General features: G+C 65.4%; 19 protein-coding genes. 10 read left to right on the top strand and 9 right to left on the bottom strand.

The annotated features are described in order from the left end of the window. Window position 1: 1 nt before the first annotated feature. Entirely contained in the window at window positions 2-736 is a 735-nt protein-coding gene (gene dhaM, locus AC1C2S_RS18390; protein WP_495354044.1) for a dihydroxyacetone kinase phosphoryl donor subunit DhaM, read from the top strand. 18 nt (window positions 737-754) lie between these two features. Here dhaM and AC1C2S_RS18385 read toward each other — a convergent pair whose 3' ends face one another. Continuing rightward, complete coding sequence (locus AC1C2S_RS18385) at window positions 755-1,519, bottom strand: SDR family NAD(P)-dependent oxidoreductase (protein ID WP_495354043.1); 765 nt, start codon at window positions 1,517-1,519, stop codon at window positions 755-757. An 89-nt stretch (window positions 1,520-1,608) separates the two neighbouring features. On the opposite strand from AC1C2S_RS18385, the gene AC1C2S_RS18380 reads away from it, so the two are divergent. Then, window positions 1,609-1,941: a hypothetical protein gene (locus tag AC1C2S_RS18380; protein WP_495354042.1), complete on the top strand. Its 333-nt coding sequence runs from the start codon at window positions 1,609-1,611 to the stop codon at window positions 1,939-1,941. A gap of 13 nt (window positions 1,942-1,954) precedes the next feature. On the opposite strand, the gene AC1C2S_RS18375 is transcribed toward AC1C2S_RS18380, so the two are convergent. Both AC1C2S_RS18375 and AC1C2S_RS18370 read right to left on the bottom strand, forming a co-directional pair. Next, window positions 1,955-2,164 (bottom strand): hypothetical protein, encoded by a 210-nt coding sequence (locus AC1C2S_RS18375; protein WP_495354041.1) that lies wholly within the window; start codon window positions 2,162-2,164, stop codon window positions 1,955-1,957. 3 nt (window positions 2,165-2,167) lie between these two features. Continuing rightward, entirely contained in the window at window positions 2,168-2,599 is a 432-nt protein-coding gene (locus tag AC1C2S_RS18370; protein WP_495354040.1) for a winged helix-turn-helix transcriptional regulator, read from the bottom strand. An 82-nt stretch (window positions 2,600-2,681) separates the two neighbouring features. Between AC1C2S_RS18370 and AC1C2S_RS18365 the strand changes: the two genes are divergently transcribed. Both AC1C2S_RS18365 and helR read left to right on the top strand, forming a co-directional pair. Beyond that, window positions 2,682-3,473, top strand: a complete 792-nt coding sequence (locus AC1C2S_RS18365) for an SDR family NAD(P)-dependent oxidoreductase (RefSeq protein ID WP_495354039.1) — start codon at window positions 2,682-2,684, stop codon at window positions 3,471-3,473. Between the two features lie 324 nt (window positions 3,474-3,797). After that, complete coding sequence (helR, locus tag AC1C2S_RS18360) at window positions 3,798-5,963, top strand: RNA polymerase recycling motor ATPase HelR (protein ID WP_495354038.1); 2,166 nt, start codon at window positions 3,798-3,800, stop codon at window positions 5,961-5,963. Between the two features lie 140 nt (window positions 5,964-6,103). On the opposite strand, the gene AC1C2S_RS18355 is transcribed toward helR, so the two are convergent. Both AC1C2S_RS18355 and AC1C2S_RS18350 read right to left on the bottom strand, forming a co-directional pair. Further along, window positions 6,104-6,625: a DUF1269 domain-containing protein gene (locus tag AC1C2S_RS18355; protein WP_495354037.1), complete on the bottom strand. Its 522-nt coding sequence runs from the start codon at window positions 6,623-6,625 to the stop codon at window positions 6,104-6,106. Window positions 6,626-6,830: 205 nt separating this feature from the next. Continuing rightward, complete coding sequence (locus tag AC1C2S_RS18350; protein ID WP_495354036.1) at window positions 6,831-7,175, bottom strand: VOC family protein; 345 nt, start codon at window positions 7,173-7,175, stop codon at window positions 6,831-6,833. A gap of 59 nt (window positions 7,176-7,234) precedes the next feature. Between AC1C2S_RS18350 and AC1C2S_RS18345 the strand changes: the two genes are divergently transcribed. Then, entirely contained in the window at window positions 7,235-7,798 is a 564-nt protein-coding gene (locus AC1C2S_RS18345) for a TetR/AcrR family transcriptional regulator (RefSeq protein ID WP_495354035.1), read from the top strand. An 18-nt stretch (window positions 7,799-7,816) separates the two neighbouring features. On the opposite strand, the gene AC1C2S_RS18340 is transcribed toward AC1C2S_RS18345, so the two are convergent. Together AC1C2S_RS18340 and AC1C2S_RS18335 are read right to left on the bottom strand one after the other, a co-directional pair. After that, window positions 7,817-8,695 carry an alpha/beta fold hydrolase gene (locus tag AC1C2S_RS18340; protein WP_495354034.1) on the bottom strand — a complete coding sequence of 293 codons (879 nt, stop codon included), beginning with the start codon at window positions 8,693-8,695 and terminating at the stop codon, window positions 7,817-7,819. Window positions 8,696-8,819: 124 nt separating this feature from the next. Beyond that, complete coding sequence (locus AC1C2S_RS18335; RefSeq protein WP_495354033.1) at window positions 8,820-9,197, bottom strand: winged helix-turn-helix transcriptional regulator; 378 nt, start codon at window positions 9,195-9,197, stop codon at window positions 8,820-8,822. 181 nt (window positions 9,198-9,378) lie between these two features. Here AC1C2S_RS18335 and AC1C2S_RS18330 point away from each other — a divergent pair, with 181 nt between their 5' ends. After that, window positions 9,379-9,882 carry an SRPBCC domain-containing protein gene (locus AC1C2S_RS18330; RefSeq protein ID WP_495354032.1) on the top strand — a complete coding sequence of 168 codons (504 nt, stop codon included), beginning with the start codon at window positions 9,379-9,381 and terminating at the stop codon, window positions 9,880-9,882. 96 nt (window positions 9,883-9,978) lie between these two features. Here the strand turns inward: AC1C2S_RS18330 and AC1C2S_RS18325 are convergent, their stop codons facing one another. After that, window positions 9,979-10,548 carry a dihydrofolate reductase family protein gene (locus AC1C2S_RS18325; RefSeq protein ID WP_495354031.1) on the bottom strand — a complete coding sequence of 190 codons (570 nt, stop codon included), beginning with the start codon at window positions 10,546-10,548 and terminating at the stop codon, window positions 9,979-9,981. Between the two features lie 217 nt (window positions 10,549-10,765). On the opposite strand from AC1C2S_RS18325, the gene AC1C2S_RS18320 reads away from it, so the two are divergent. Together AC1C2S_RS18320 and AC1C2S_RS18315 are read left to right on the top strand one after the other, a co-directional pair. Then, window positions 10,766-10,909, top strand: a complete 144-nt coding sequence (locus AC1C2S_RS18320; protein ID WP_495354030.1) for a hypothetical protein — start codon at window positions 10,766-10,768, stop codon at window positions 10,907-10,909. Between the two features lie 97 nt (window positions 10,910-11,006). Then, entirely contained in the window at window positions 11,007-11,723 is a 717-nt protein-coding gene (locus tag AC1C2S_RS18315; protein ID WP_495354029.1) for an NADPH-dependent F420 reductase, read from the top strand. A 219-nt stretch (window positions 11,724-11,942) separates the two neighbouring features. On the opposite strand, the gene AC1C2S_RS18310 is transcribed toward AC1C2S_RS18315, so the two are convergent. Next, the gene (locus AC1C2S_RS18310) at window positions 11,943-12,338 is read right to left on the bottom strand and encodes a hypothetical protein (RefSeq protein WP_495354028.1); all 396 of its coding nucleotides are present in this window, start codon (window positions 12,336-12,338) and stop codon (window positions 11,943-11,945) included. 670 nt (window positions 12,339-13,008) lie between these two features. On the opposite strand from AC1C2S_RS18310, the gene AC1C2S_RS18305 reads away from it, so the two are divergent. Both AC1C2S_RS18305 and AC1C2S_RS18300 read left to right on the top strand, forming a co-directional pair. Further along, window positions 13,009-14,448 (top strand): threonine/serine exporter family protein, encoded by a 1,440-nt coding sequence (locus tag AC1C2S_RS18305; protein WP_495354027.1) that lies wholly within the window; start codon window positions 13,009-13,011, stop codon window positions 14,446-14,448. An 89-nt stretch (window positions 14,449-14,537) separates the two neighbouring features. Further along, window positions 14,538-14,684, top strand: a complete 147-nt coding sequence (locus AC1C2S_RS18300; RefSeq protein ID WP_495354026.1) for a hypothetical protein — start codon at window positions 14,538-14,540, stop codon at window positions 14,682-14,684. Window positions 14,685-15,207: the final 523 nt, after the last annotated feature.

Genomic DNA, 15,207 nt, shown 5'->3' with positions numbered 1-15,207 from the left:
GGTGGGCACCACCGGCAAAGTCGGCGTCGTCTTCGTCTCGCATTCGTCCGCCATCGCCGATGGGCTCGTCGAACTCGCCCGGCAGATGGCGCCGACGGCCACACTCGTCGCGGCGGGCGGCACCGAAGACGGTCGCATCGGCACGAGCTTCGATCGAGTGACTGCGGGCATCGCGGAGGCCGATGCGGGCATCGGAGTCGTGGTGTTGTGCGACCTCGGCTCAGCGATCCTCACGGCCGAAACCGCCCTCGATTTTCTCGACGACGAACAGCGGGCGCGCGTGCGCATCGCCGACGCGCCGCTCGTCGAGGGCGGGGTGGCCGCGGCGGTTGCAGCGGAGTCGGGGGACGCGATCGACGTCGTCGTCGCGGCTGCCGAGTCCGCGCGGGCGACCGCGGGTGGGGTCGCCGCCGAGTCGGCCGGCGGCGCGCGCTCGGCCGAACGAGCGGGTGCTGCGGGCGGCGGCCAGCACGCGGCATCCGGCTATGCCCGAACCATCAGTCTCGTGAACTCCGACGGACTGCACGCCCGGCCCGCGGCGGAACTCGTGAAGCTCGCGAGCACGTTCGCACAGAAGGTCACCGTCAACGGCACCGACGCGAAGAGTCTGCTCGGCATCATGTCGCTCGGGCTCACGAAAGGTGCCCAGGTCGAGATCGCGAGTGAAGACCCCGACGCACGAGCAGCCGTCGATGCGATCGCCGAGCTCGCCGAATCGGGCTTCGGCGAAGCGTGATGCGGCCCGTCGTCCGGCTCAATTGCCGCCGGCGACCCTGATGTCGGCACCCGAGGTGTACGCCGCATCGGCGGAGAACAGGTAGGCGACGGCGCCGGCGATTTCATGCGGCTCTCCCGGGCGGCGCATGGGGATGTTGCCGGCCCGCTCGTCGGGCGCATTGGGCCTCCCGGCTGCAGCATGGATCTCGGTGCGTGTGGTACCGGGGGAGACCGTGTTGACCCGCACTCCCACCGGTCCGAACTCCTTCGATGCGCCCGTCGTCAGCGCGTTCAACGCGGCTTTGCTCATGGAGTACGGGATGTAGGTGTTCGGTGCACCAGACGTCGCAGCGCCCGAGGAGATGTTCACGACGCATCCGCCCGCCCCGCCGCGGTCGGTCGCCATGTGGGCGATCGCCGCTCTCGTGAGCACGATCGGCGCGAGCAAATTGACCCGGAAGAGCAGCTCGCTCTCTTCGATCGTCGCATCGAGGAACCCGCCGATGAGCCCGGTGATCCCCGCGTTGTTGACGAGCCCCGTCACTCGACCGAACTCGGTGATCGCCGCAGGCACCACGGTCGCCGCGGCATCGAGGTCGGCAAGATCGACCCGCAACAGGAGCACGCGAGCACCGGAAGCCGCGCATCGGCGAGCGATCGCGTCGGCCGCGTCTCGGCGCTCACGGTACGTGAGCACCAGATCGTGACCGTCGGCGGCGAGGCGCTCGGCGATCGCGGCACCGATGCCGCGGCTCGCACCGGTGATGATCGTGACCGGGCGTGTAGTTGCGGCATCCGTCATGCATTCAGCCTATGCGCGCTCGACGGCGCGTTTTCGACGGCGCGTTTTCGACGGTGGCGGTGGTCGACGAGCAGGCGTACCATCTGGCCATGGCACGTGACGACGCGAGCCGCCCCGACGGCAACGCATTCACCCACTTCTTCGACCGTATCGACCGGGCGTTGCTGCCCGCGTTCGGCCCACCGCCGGTGGTGGAAGAGGGGTCGGATCCTCAAATACCCGCCGGCGAGCGGGCATGTCCGATCTGCGGGCATCCGATGTTCGAGCACGTCATCGACCACTCGACCGCGAACACGGTGCTGGTCTGCCCGACCGACCAGCGCCTGCCCGAACCCGAGGTCGAGGGCCCCTACAACGAGCTCGGCATGCCGGCATCCGGAAAGCGACTCGAGAAGTTCGCCGAGCGCAATACGTCGCTCTGAGCACCCGAGTCGGCTAGGTACCTGCTGGGTCGATCGCGTCGTACCCCGGGTGCACCCCCGGTGCGAGCCCGGCACCGTCGGCGATGCGTTGCAGCATTGCGACGAGTGATTTCCGCTCCGTCGGAGCGAGTACGCCCACGCGTTCGTCGAGGCTTTCGTACGACTTGGAGAACGCTGTCGATCTGTGGGAGTCGAGTGCCGCCATGGTCGATCTGCCGCGCATCGGCTACCGCCGCCGGGCGACGACGTCGACAACGCCGATCTGAACGTCATCGACGGCGCGTCGCAGTTGAAGCTCCACGATCTGTCCGTCGGATTCGTCTCGGAACTCGACCGGGCCGGGTTGGAGCCACGTGTCGCCCCACACGGTCAACGCGATGATGACCGACTTCAGCTCGAGCCCCTTGCGGGTCAGCTGATACTCCGCCTGGGCAGACGTCTTCGGCTGCAGACGCTCCATGAGGCCGTCGGCCACGAACGTGTCGAGGCGCTTCGACAGGATGTTCGTCGCGATGCCGAGGCTCTTCTGGAATTGAGAGAAGCGCGTGAAACCGCGGAACATCGCATCTCGCAGGATCAGGAGGCTCCAGCGTTCGCCGACGAGCTCAAGCGCTCGAGCGGCGGAACAATCCTGATTCTCGTAGAGATGTCCAAGCATGTAGTCAACGTAGGCCCTTGACTTGCATCACGCAAGCAGATAGCTTGCTCGGTGCAAGCTGCCGGTGCAGAGCGGGGGAGCGATGATGCTGGAGAACAAGGTCGCCGTGATCTACGGAGCGGGCGGCGGCATCGGGAGCGCTGTCGCGCGTGCATTCGCGCGTGAAGGGGCGACGCTCTTCCTCACCGGCCGCCACCGCGGGCCAGTCGAGACCGTCGCCGCCGAAATCGTCTCCGCAGGTGGCTCCGCCGAGGCGATGGAAGTCGACGCTCTCGATGAGCAGGCCGTGGACGGGCACCTCGAGTCGGTGATCGCGGCGGCAGGCCGCGTTGACATCTCGTTCAACGCCGTCGGAATTCCGAATGCGAAGATTCTGGGCGTCCCGCTCGCCGAGCTGGATGCCGCGCAGTTCTCTTTGCCGATCACGAGCTACTCGTTGTCGTACTTCCTGACCGCACGCCTGGCAGCTCGGCGGATGGTCACGAACAAATCAGGCGTGATCATGACGGTCACCGCGACTCACTCCCGAATGGGTATCCCCTTGGTCGGCGGGTACGGCCCGGCGATGGCGGCTAAGGAGGCACTCACACGGGACCTCTCGGCAGAACTCGCGCCGCACGGCATTCGCGTGATCGGCCTGCGACCACAGGCGATGCCTGAGACACCCACGATCAGGGAAGCCTATGAGCCGCGCGCCGAGGCATCGGGATTGAGCTGGACGCAGTGGCAGGGGCTGCTCGCGAGCAGGACCCACCCGCGGCGGCTCATGACGCTCACGGAGATGGCGAACGTAGCGGCCTTCATGGCTTCCGATCTCGCGAGCGGGATGACGGGGACAACCGTCAACCTGACCATGGGGAGCCTGGACGACTAGCGAGCGATCGTCGCACGGCTGGCCACAGGTCTCAGAAGAGGGCGTGGGACTACTCACCCCGCCACGTTAAATCTATAGCGGAGAGGGGGGCTTGCGGCAAGACCCCGGGTATCCCGCAGACTGGTCGGCCGAGGCCGGAGTCTGCGGGATAGGGGAGTCAAGGGATGCGTGTGCGGTTGTCGAAGAGTGGTTTGTCCGGGGGCCGTCGAACCGCGAGTGGGACTCGCTGGGCTGCGGCGGTGTGCACCGTGGGGCGAGGGCACGGGCGGCACGCGCGGTGTCTCGATCTGCTCGACGCGCACACCGGTGAAGGGAACCGATGACATGAGCCTGACGACAAGCGCGTTCAACCTTCCCGACCGCCTCACGGCCAAGGCCGTCCCACCGTTGATCGTCGACGACGAGCAACACTTCGCGACGATCGCGGAGAGCCTCGAGCACTCGATCGCCGACATCTCCGACCGTCTCGACGCCGTGCGCAGGCAACCCGGTCGGGCGGGGCAGGAGGCGTTGGATCGGGACCTGGAGATACACCGCCTGACCGCTCGTCTGCGCACACTGCGCCGTTTCGGTCTGGACGTATGCCTCGGGCGCATGGTCAGCGCGGACAACCCCGCACCCGTGTACGTCGGACGACTCGGTCTCTCGGACAGCGCAGGCCGCCAACTGCTGATCGACTGGCGTTCCCCTGCCGCCGAGCCGTTCTTCGGAGCGACGCACGCCAACCCGATGGGTTTGGTGAGTCGCCGCAGGTATCGCTGGGCTCGCGGCCGGGTCAGTGACTATTGGGATGAGGTGTTCACCTCTGACGGATTCGAAGGGAACGCTGCGCTCGACGATCAGTCCGCCTTCATCGCCAGCCTCGGCAGCAGCCGGTCCGCTCGGATGCGGGACGTGCTCGCCACCATTCAAGCCGATCAGGACGCCATCATCCGCGCGGGATCCCGTGGGGCACTCGTCGTCGACGGTGGCCCGGGCACGGGGAAGACCGTCGTCGCCCTGCATCGCACCGCCTACCTTCTCTTCTCAGACCCTCGGCTCGGGCACCGTCGAGGTGGCGTTTTGTTCGTCGGTCCCCATCAGGCGTACCTGGCATACGTCGCCGACGTCCTTCCCAGCCTCGGAGAGGAGGGCGTACAGATCTGCACCTTGCGGGATCTCGTTGTCGAGGGGCCTGAGTCGACGATCGAGATCGACCAGCATGTCGCCCGCCTGAAGTCGTCAGCCGACCTGGTGAAGGCGGTCGAGGCCGCCGTCAGGCACTACGAGCGGCCGCCCACCACGGGAATGGTGATCGAAACCCACTGGTCGGACATCTGGCTGGACGCCGGCGATTGGGCCGAGGCATTCGAGGCGCCGGAACCAGGCACTCCACACAACGAGGCGCGCGATCAGGTGTGGGACGAGCTGCTCACGATCCTGATGGACAACGACGAGGACGTTTCGGCTGACCTGCTCCGTCGGTCACTCGAGCAGAACAGCGAGCTGCGCTCGACTTTCAACCGAGCGTGGCCGCTGCTCGATGCGGCCGGCGTCGTCGGTGACCTGTGGTCTGTCCCTGCGTACCTGAGGAAGTGCGCCCCATGGCTCGACGACGACGAGATCCAGGCACTGCAGCGCGCAGATGCCCGCGCTTGGACGGTGGCCGATCTACCGCTACTGGACGCGGCGCGGCAGCGGATCGGCGACCCGAAGGCGTCGCAGCGCAAGCGTCGTGATGCTGCCATCCTCGCCGCCGAGCGTGATGAGATGGCCCGGGTCGTCGATCACCTGATCGCGACCGACGACTCCGAGATGCAGTTGATGTCGATGCTACGTGGACAGGACGCGCAGAACGCGCTGGTCGACGAGGCCGTGCTGCTGGCGACCGATCCGGACGTGCTCGCCGGTCCGTTCGCGCACATCGTCGTCGATGAGGCTCAGGAATTGACGGATGCCGAGTGGCAGATGCTGCTGCTCCGCTGCCCGTCGCGCAGCTTCACCATCGTCGGCGACCGCGCCCAGGCACGACACGGATTCACGGAGTCCTGGCAGGAGCGGCTCGAACGGATCGGACTCCACCGGATCACCCAGTCGGCCCTGACCATCAACTACCGCACGCCGTCCGAGGTGATGGAGGAAGCCGAGCCCATCATCCGAGCCGTCTTGCCAGACGCCAATGTGCCGACCTCGATTCGCAGCAGCGGCGTCGCAGTCGAACACGAATCCACGTCGAACCTGAGCGCGATCCTCAGCAACTGGCTTGCCACGCATGCCGACGGGATCGCGTGCGTCATCGGTACGGGCGAGGTCGATGTCGACGCGTTCGGGGCGACGTCCCGAGTCCGGTCACTGACCCCTGAACTTTCGAAGGGACTCGAATTCGACCTGGTCATTCTCATCGACCCGGAGGATTTCGGCACGGGCATCGAAGGAGCGGTCGACCGATATGTCGCGATGACCAGAGCCACCCAGCGACTCGTCATCCTCACGAGTCCCGGTCGACGCTAGCGACGGCGGCCGGGACTCACCTGGGTGCATCCATGCGCTACTCGGCGTCGATCGATTGATCCACGACGAGAACACTCTGAACAGGAAGAGGCCCGGCTCAGATTCCTCTGAGCCGGGCCCGTCGTCTCGCGGAGTGGGAGTTAGCTTCCTGCGCCCACTTCGCTTGCAGCGGCCTTGACTGCTGCGTCGAGCTCGGACTTCTTCACCTTGGTCAGCTGCTTGGCAACGTGCTTCTCGGCCTTCAGCTCTACCTTGTTGAGTGCATCTTCGACGTTGCTGGCGCCGGCAACGACCAGCGCTGCCTGGCCTGAGTCGATGAGATCGCCGAGTTCCTTGACCTCGGCGCGGGACACACCGCGCCAGAGGTGGCCGCTCGCTGCGCCGATCGCGCCACCGACAATCGCAGTGCCAATGATGGCCGGCGGGAAGAGGAGACCAACCACCGCGCCGGCGACTGCGCCACCCCAACCGCCGTGCCGAGTTGCCATCTCGTCCTTGTTGACGTGCACCTTTCCTTCGGCGTCCTTCGTAATCACTGCCGCATCGTAGGTGCCGACGGTGCCTGAATGGTGCAACTCCTTGACGATGTCGTAATCGGCCCGAGCGGCAAGTTCGCTCGGGTACGTGCCGATGTAGAGGAAGATTCCGTCGTTGTCAGCCATGTTGATCTCCAATCATTTTGACCCCGATTTCAGAAATGAAGCTTCTTCGTGGACCCCGATTTCAGAATGAGGTTCCTTCATAAAATCACGTTGCAGCCATCACGTCACCCCCTTGCCCGAAGCGTTGGTATGCCGTATGGGCGCCGTTCAGGCCGCTGCCGTACCGAGAATCGGGACGAGGTACGCGGGGAAGGGAACGAAGGCGCTACTCGGCGTCGATCGATTGATCCATGATGTAGATCGTCTGACCACCGGCATCCTTGTAGACGGCATTGAAGCCGCCGGGGATCTCGGCTGGCTCCTCGACGACCTGCAGCGCATCGGGACGCGCGTTGTGGAAGGCCTGCACGCTTTCGACCACGAACAGCGGCCCGAACGGCGCACCCGGATCGTTGGAGTCGAGCATCAGCTGAACGTCGGTGCCGGGGAGGGTGAGTGCAACCGTCGTGTCGCCCTCGCGCCACACCTCTTCGCAGCCGAAGACGTTTCGGTAGAGAGCGAGAGAACCTTCCAAGTTCGCGGTGGGGGCGAAGAGGAATTCGAGCTTCATGAGGTGTTCCTTTCGTGTCGTAACTGGCATTACTCACAGCGTAACGGCATTATGTTGTCATGCGCGAGTGGATTCCTGTTTCGACATCCCCGAAGGGGCGGCTGGCGCTGACTGCCGTCCGCGCATTCGGGGCACGGCCGTTCGATGTGGTCACCGTCGGGGAGCTCGCCGCAGATGCCGGAGTGACGACCGGCGCGATCTACCACCACTTCGAGAGCAAGCTCGGCCTATACCTGTTCGTGCGCCGCGATGTCGAGCTTCGACTGCTCGACCGAATGGAGGGCGCAGCGAGCGCCACCGGGGGAGGCCCCGAGGCAGTGAAGGCGGCACTGCTGGTCGGGTTCGACTTCGCGGTCGGCCACGACTTCGAACGACTCCTCGGCGAACCACCTGCCGGATCGGCTGACGACGCATTGGTGGAGTTGCTGACGACGCTCAGTCAACCGGCCCGGCCACCGATGGGTCGAATGATCGGTGCTGCCTGGAGGGCCGCAGTGCTGGCGGTTGCCGAGGGGATGGATGCCGATCAGGCTCGCAGCGCACTGATCGCACTGGATATTCGCGTCGCCGAGAACGTTGCCGATGGTCGAGGGATGACGGCGAACCGAGACGTGGAGCGCTGACCGCGCGCCACCGCATGGTCAAGGAGTGCTGGTGGCGAATGCCTCGATGAGGATGTCCGCGAGCGGCTGCGGCGCCTCTTGCGCGACGTAGTGGCCGACGTCGTCCAGCTGGATGGCGGTCGCTTCCTGCACCGTGACGCCGCGGAATGCTGCGTGGGTGAACCCACCGCCCCGCGAGCCGACGGTTGTCACTGGCACCCGCAGCGGTGCATCCTGTGCGAGGTTGCGCAGCTCTTGACCCTCCGTGAGCATGCCTCGGTAGAGGCCCGCAGCGCCCGAGAATCCGCCGGGCCTGCCGTAGGTGCGGGCGAACTCCGTGACGTCTTCGGGGCCGACTGCAACGGGGGAGACGCCGTAGAACGGGTACAGGTACTCTCCGACGAAAGCGCGGGCTTGCTTCTCGAACAGCAGGCCGGCGACGCCGGGGGATGCCAGCGCGCCGATGTACCAGACACCGCCGTGAGTGACATCCGCAAGCGCTTCAGCGCCGAAGCCCGCCAGGCCGGACTCGATCGCGGTGAGGCTGATGAGGTCTTCAGGATGGGTGGCGGCGAGTCGGTAGACCACACCGCCACTGACGTCTTGCCCGACGACGTGCATCGCTCCCACGGACAGATGCTCGATCAGCGCGTGCAGATCTTCAGCGGCGACCGCGCCCGAGTAGTTCTCCTCGGCGACATCCGAATCACCGAAACCGCGGAGGTCGACAGCGTAGATGCGGTGACGGGCAGCGAGAAGTGGGATGAGTTTATGGAAGGCCCACCACGTTTCTGGAAATCCGTGGACCAGGAGGACGGGCGTGCCATGGTCTCCGGCGGTGACGTAATGCAGTCGCGTCCCGTTCAACGCCGCGGTTTCGTGCCGGACGCCGCCGATGGTTGCTTGGTCGTGATTCATGCGCGCCTCCCGGCCGGCTTCGAGGACTGAGGCAACCAGATTGTCACAAGTCGCACAGATAGGCAACCAGATTGTCGATACGACTCACTCGCGCTTCTGTTGCCGCAGCGATGCGCCGTACCGCCTAGTTGGAGGAGTCGAAGGCGGATCGGTTGTGCATGATCGTTTGCTGGTTCGTTCGTACCCAGCCAACCATTTGATCGACCGCTTGGCTCAGCGAATGCCCGAGTTCGGTCAGCTCGTACTCGACGCGGGGCGGTACTTCAGCGTATGCGGTGCGAGTGACGAGTCCGTCCCGTGCCAGCGCCTGAAGGGTGTGGCCGAGCATGCGTTGTGAAATGCCGATGACGGCCCCATGTAGCGCAGTGAATCGCATTGGCCCGTCGACCAGCGTCGTGACGATCAGCAACGTCCACTTGTCACCGACCCGCGAGCACGTCGCGCACCACTTCGATGGTCTCGACACAGGCAGGTGCAATTCCTTGGGTTTCGAGATCGTCACGGAGAGCGGACTTCATCCAATTCGTCCTTCCAGGTGCGTTGCTGACTTCACAGTGCGTATGAAACGAGGGAAGCAGATGCGGTGAACGGCTGTTTCCTACCGATAGTAACCACTGGGCGATTTGAGAAAGAGAGAGAGTTGGCCGAGATGACAGACACATACTGCACCCGCTTCCGATCAGGTGACGGAAGAGCTGGCTTCGGATGTCAGACACGAGACGTTCAGCATCACGCGAAGCTTCGACGTTGATCGGGCAACGGCCTTCACGGCGTTTGCGGATGATCGGGTCCGCCGGCGGTGGATTCGACTGCCGGGCACGGGGGCCAGCTACGATCACGACTTCCGTGTCGGCGGGGGAGAGGATGCCAGGAGCACCTTTGTCCTGCCCGACGGTCAGGCCGAGGATCTGCGAAATCGATCCCGCTACCTCGACATCGTTCTCGACCACCGAATCGTGTTCGTCTATGAAGCGAGAGTCGACGACGTGACCCGGTGGGCATCGTTGGTGACGGTGGCATTCGCCGATGGCGAAACCGGAGGAAGCACGCTGACTTGGACCGAGCAGGTTGTATTTCTCGCCCGCACGGGCGACGGCAGCGCCGACCTGCCTCATCTGCGCACCGGGACGGCGCTGCGCCTCAACGGCCTTCCTGTCGCCCTCAACGAGGTTCGGCCGGAACCGTGACCAGAATCGGCATCATCCTTGGCGCAACCCGTCCCGGCCGCGTCGGCCCGCAGATCGCATCGTGTTGCGGGCGGCCAACGTGCCCGGGCAATCGCGTCACGCCGTAACTCGCGTGGGCCGGTATCGCACGGCGACCGCCCCCGACCGGAACTCATGGCGGTCCACGAGCTCGAGCTGGATGCGCTCACGCAGACCGGCGAGCAACGTCGGCCCGTGTCCGGCAAGCACCGGCTGCACAAGGAACTCGTACTCGTCGATCAGTCCCAGATCTGCCAACGCCAGGGGGAGCGTCACGCCACCGACCCACAGGCCCTCGCCTGGCTCCTGCTTGAGCCGCTGAACCGCTTGCGCCAAGTCGCCTCGCACCAGCTCGGCATGCCAATCGACCCCGCTCAGCGCGCTCGACACGACGTGCTTCTTCGCCCGGTCGATGGCCTCGGCGAACGGGATCTGCCACTCATCCATCCCGTCAGGCCACGTGCCCGCGGCCGGCTTCCGCCACGCCGACGCCATCATCTCGTAGGTCACCCGGCCGAAGAGCAGGGCATCGGCTCGCTCCATCTCAGCCGTCCAGTAGCGCATCGACTCCTCGTCCGGGGGGAGCCCCGCCTCGTGATGGCAGCAGCCGTCGAGCGTGACGTTGATCGAGTATCGAAGTGGTCTCATCTCGTTGCTCTCCTTTGATGCGCGCCCCGAGTTCACCGGACCGGTACTGAGACGACCGCCGGCGCCATTTCTCATCGGTGCCCCGATCGCACCCACTTTAGGGCGATCCGCTTGCGTGCGCGGGGGAGGCGATTGCAGCTTTCGCAAACCGGCAATGTGACTTCTGATGGTGAAGTCCCTTTACCGGATTTCCACAAAGCTCGCTCACGCTTGACACGTGAAGGTTCCCGAAGCGGTTGCCGTCAACAGCAAGGTCATAGTCGATGTCTCCGGCGAGGCGTACCTCGACTACGAACTCGAGATCAACGCCATGATGAGCCGCGACGAGATCCCCTCGTCCGAGCGGACGCCCTCGTCATAGGGGATAAGGGAATCATCGCGACTGAGGTCGGGTTCAAGCCTAAGGAGTGTCGCTCGGCTGGCACCCAGACCGTTGAACATTATCGAAGGGAATGAGCATGACGACATTGGGAATCATTGGAAGTGGGAACATTGGATCGGCGGTCGCTCGACTCGCCGTTGCGTCGGGTATGAACGTGGTCCTTGCGAACTCCCGCGGACCTGAGACCCTCCGTGACCTCGTTACCGAGCTCGGACCACTCGCCAAGGCTGGCACAGTCGAAGAAGCGGCCAGCAGCGGAGAGGCGATTGTGCTCTCCATTCCACTACTCGCGATCAAGGACCTACCTGCCGGACTGCTCCGCGACAAACTTGTGCTGGACACTAGCAACTATTACCCGTTCCGCGACGGCCGGGTCACGCAACTCGATACCGAGACCGTGACTGCAAGCGAGCTGGTGCACGGATGGCTCGTGGGAGCCCGCTATGTCAAAGCATTCGGCAATATCCTCGCCCACCACATCCCCCTCCTTTCACGGCCCAGCGGTGCCGCCGACCGCTCCGCCCTCCCCATCGCGTCCGACGACGACGAAGCAAAGCGTGAAGCGGCGGCACTCATTGACCGGCTCGGCTTCGACACTGTCGACGCCGGCACGCTCTCCGACAGCTGGAAGTTCGAACCCGAGTCCGGAGGCTTCACACGCATCTACCTCGCGGATTCGAACACTCCCGATGACCAGCTTCTTTCCTCCGAACCCGGCCCGACACCAGCAGATCAGGTCAACGCCGCACTAGCATCGGCCACTCGTGTGAAGGTCGCCGACCGCGTCTTCTGAGATTCTCGCACTCTCTCTGCGCGATGAGATCGCGGTGTGGGTTGTGCCTCGACGATCATCGCAAGTGGTCAGGTCTACTTGTTTGCCGATCCCTCAACGGGCTAGCGCAGCCCCAGTTGGCGAGCTCGAGCGCGCCACAACATCCTGCGTTCTTTGCAGGTTGTAGATCTACTGATGGTGAAGTCTCTAACCGAATTTGCACAACGCTCCGCCGGCGGATCAGGGCAAGCAGTTGGTGTTGTTGATGCCGAGCTGAAACAGGTCCCCTGCCCACAGGAGCTGTGCAATGCCGATGCCGATCGCTGAGGCGATCACGAGGGCAGCGGCAGCGTAGGTGAGACCGCGCCACCGGTAGCTCCTCCATCCGAGTGCCACGAGCGCGATCAGCCCTACGAGGTGAAGGAGGATCAGTGGAATGCCGCCGAAGAGCTCGGCGAACCCTGCCTTGGTCGTGCCAGCTGCGAGCGCCTTGCATTGCTCGGTCTGCGCTTCGAACTGAGCGAAGCCGTACCAAACCCATGCGACTGTGGCTCCCAACGGCCCGAGAGTGGCTACGGTCCAGAAGCCAACCCGCGCTGAATGCGACGAGGTCGTGGGCACCAGCAGCTGAGTCATACCGCGAGGATATCCGTGTTCTGGCATACTGCGACGTCGCCCAACTGACTGTGGAGCTATCGCGTACCCGCCCGATGCTAGAGGCAGTTTCCGTGCTCCACTGCAGCGTAGCTCCCTAAACTGCATGCTGGCGAACACTTCGAAGATGGGTGATGGGCTGCTGCCCGCCGACGGAGGGGAGTGGGCGCCGGTTACTACGGGGGAGTCGGGAGCCAAGGTGCTCCATGACATTGACGGGGCGTGGTTCGCGAAACTTGTTGCTACTGAAGGGACAGACGACTTGGCGGCTGAGCGGGACCGCATCGCGTATGCAGAGGGTTACCTGCTGCCTGATCACCCATCAGAGCGAGCCATCGAAGTAGCAGAGTAACAAGAGAAGGCCAGCCCTCCAGCGGCTGGCCTTCTTCTTTCGTCGCCGCGTAGGCAGAGCCACCCGTTCTCACGTAGCCGTGCTTCAAACCGCAGGTAGACATGTGGCGAGGGAGGAAACGTGGTCAACTGTCCGGTTCAGCACCCAACTCTGGTCAAGCCGGGGGAGTGACAGCTGCGGCCGCGCCGTCCAATTGCCCTCCAGCGTGCCATAGGGCCGAGCGTGCGCGTTCTCCGGCGATGCCGTCCCGACAGTCCCGCTGATCGTGCCGCACCCACCCGGCCGCTCTACAGTGTGCAGATGATCGCGAAGTTCGCACCGGATCCGATCGCCCCCGTGCTCGAGCGATTCGGCGAGTCCACCGTGCCGACGTTCGTCGCCCTCGCCGTGCTGCTCGCGGGGGCCGTCGTGCTCTTCGCATTGCGCCGCCGCGCCGAACGCGACCTGGCCACGAGCGCTCGCTCCGCGGTGGGCACTGGAGCGGTGCCGGTACCATCGGCCGGCGAACCCGACCCGGCGGCAGCGCTCGCCGCGACGGAGGCGGTCGGCGCCGCCATGACCGACGCCGGGTACTCGGTCATGACGGTGCGCAACGCCCTCGACGACATCGCGCGCGTGAACGGCCTCCCGGCGAGCCAGGTCGTGGTGTTCCCGACCGCGCTCCTCGTGTCGGCTCGTGACGAGGGCCAGGAGGGGGAGGAGGGGGAGGAGCGTACCGGTGCCGTCCTCAGCGGCGAGGGCCGCCTGCTCCTCTGCCAGATCGACGAGGTGCAGCGAACCGTGGATGCCGCGCGCACGGGCCTGCTCGACCCCGCCTCGACGATCGCCCGCATCCGCTGGGTGCGCGAGATGAAGCCGCCGTACGGGCGGGTGCTGCGCGTGCTCGGGTACGTACTGCTCAGCGCCGGACTTTCGGCGATGCTCGGAGCGTCGTGGCTGGGCATCGGCGTCGCGGCCGCGCTGGGCGCCGTCGTCGGCACGCTCCTTCTCATCGGCGAGCGGCTGCCAAACCGATACGGCGCACTCATCACCGTGACCGTGGCGTTCAGCGTCGCGCTCGTCGTGTTCGTGCTGATGCGCGCCGGATTCGGCCCCGGACTCCTGGCCGCGCTGATCGGGCCACTGGTCGTGCTGCTGCCGGGCGTGCTGCTGACGACCGCGGCGCTCGAACTGTCGACTGGCCAGATGATCGCGGGCGCTGGCCGCCTCGCCGCAGGCGGCATGCAGCTCGTGCTCATCGCGGCGGGCATCGTCAGTGCGGGCGCGCTCGTCGGCGTGCCCGACCTCGAGTTCACCGAGAATCCCGAGGCGCTCGGCCCGGTCGCACCCTGGGTCGCCGTCGCCGTCTTCGGCGTGGGGATCGCCGTGCATCAATGCGCCCCGCCCCGCGCCATGCTCTGGATGATGTTCGTGCTCTACATCGCCTACGCCGCGCAGGTCATCGGCGGCGTTGTGCTCGGCGGCGTGCTGTCGGCCTTCGTCGGTGCGCTCGTCGTCACGCCCGTGACGGCGCTCGTCGCCCGGCAGCCCACCGGCCCGGCCGCGATGGTGAGCTTCATCCCCGCGTTCTGGCTGCTCGTGCCCGGCGCGCTGGGCCTCGTCGGCGTGGCGGAGGTGCTCGGCGGGGACGCCGGTGGCACCGCCTCGCTGGTCGCCACGCTCGCGACGATGATCGCGATCTCGCTCGGCGTGCTCGCCGGGTCGATCGTGTCGGATCGGATGCGGCGACCGCCGCTCTGACCGAAGCGGTTCTCGCATGCCGGTACCGTGGTGACGGCGTTCGCGAGGTACTTGTCGATGTGCGCTTGGCCGAAGGCGGAGACGTTAACGTGCTCCTCCTCGAGCCAGATGAGAAACTTGCCGGCTTCGGCGATGCACTGCCGGGCGCCGCGGTGCGTGATGTCCATGTCGGTGTGTCCGACACGCTCGCGCAGGCGACTGAGGTGATGCCGAGTCGCGTACCGCTCGATCAGTGACGCGATCTCAGGGTGGTCTCGTAGTTGCTCGAGGCGCGCGGCCAGCCATCGTTCGAAGGTGGCGAGGTAGTGGTCGTCAGGGGCGACCATCAGCCGATCGTGGATGAGGATCTCGCGGAGGTGACCGACCGCGGTTGGATTGGGGAGGGCGTCGAACGCCTCAGGAGCAAGTCGAGTTCCCGGGTTCCGATCTTGCCCAGCAGGTCTCTGAGTCGTCACTGAAATAGCTGGGCAGGTCGGAAATGATAGGCGTCGTTGCAAACCCACCGGGCACAACGGGTGACGTTGTCGATGCGGCACTCAGGTTGGAATATGCCTGATCACGTCAGAGAAAGATGGGGGAGCGGCATCATTGGTGCGCTTTCAACAAAGTGCAGAACCTGACCTTTGCCTCTCTTATACTGGTGAGAACCAATATTCGACCTGACGGTGTTCGCCCACCTCGTGATGGTGGTGGCCGTCTGGCGGGCCGGCAGGTCAGGGAGACAGCGTGTGGTTGACAGACGGGAGCGTTTCCCGCCTC

The sequence above is a fragment of the Agromyces sp. Y782 genome (assembly GCF_059445405.1).
This window is presented reverse-complemented; position numbering and strand designations above follow the sequence as displayed.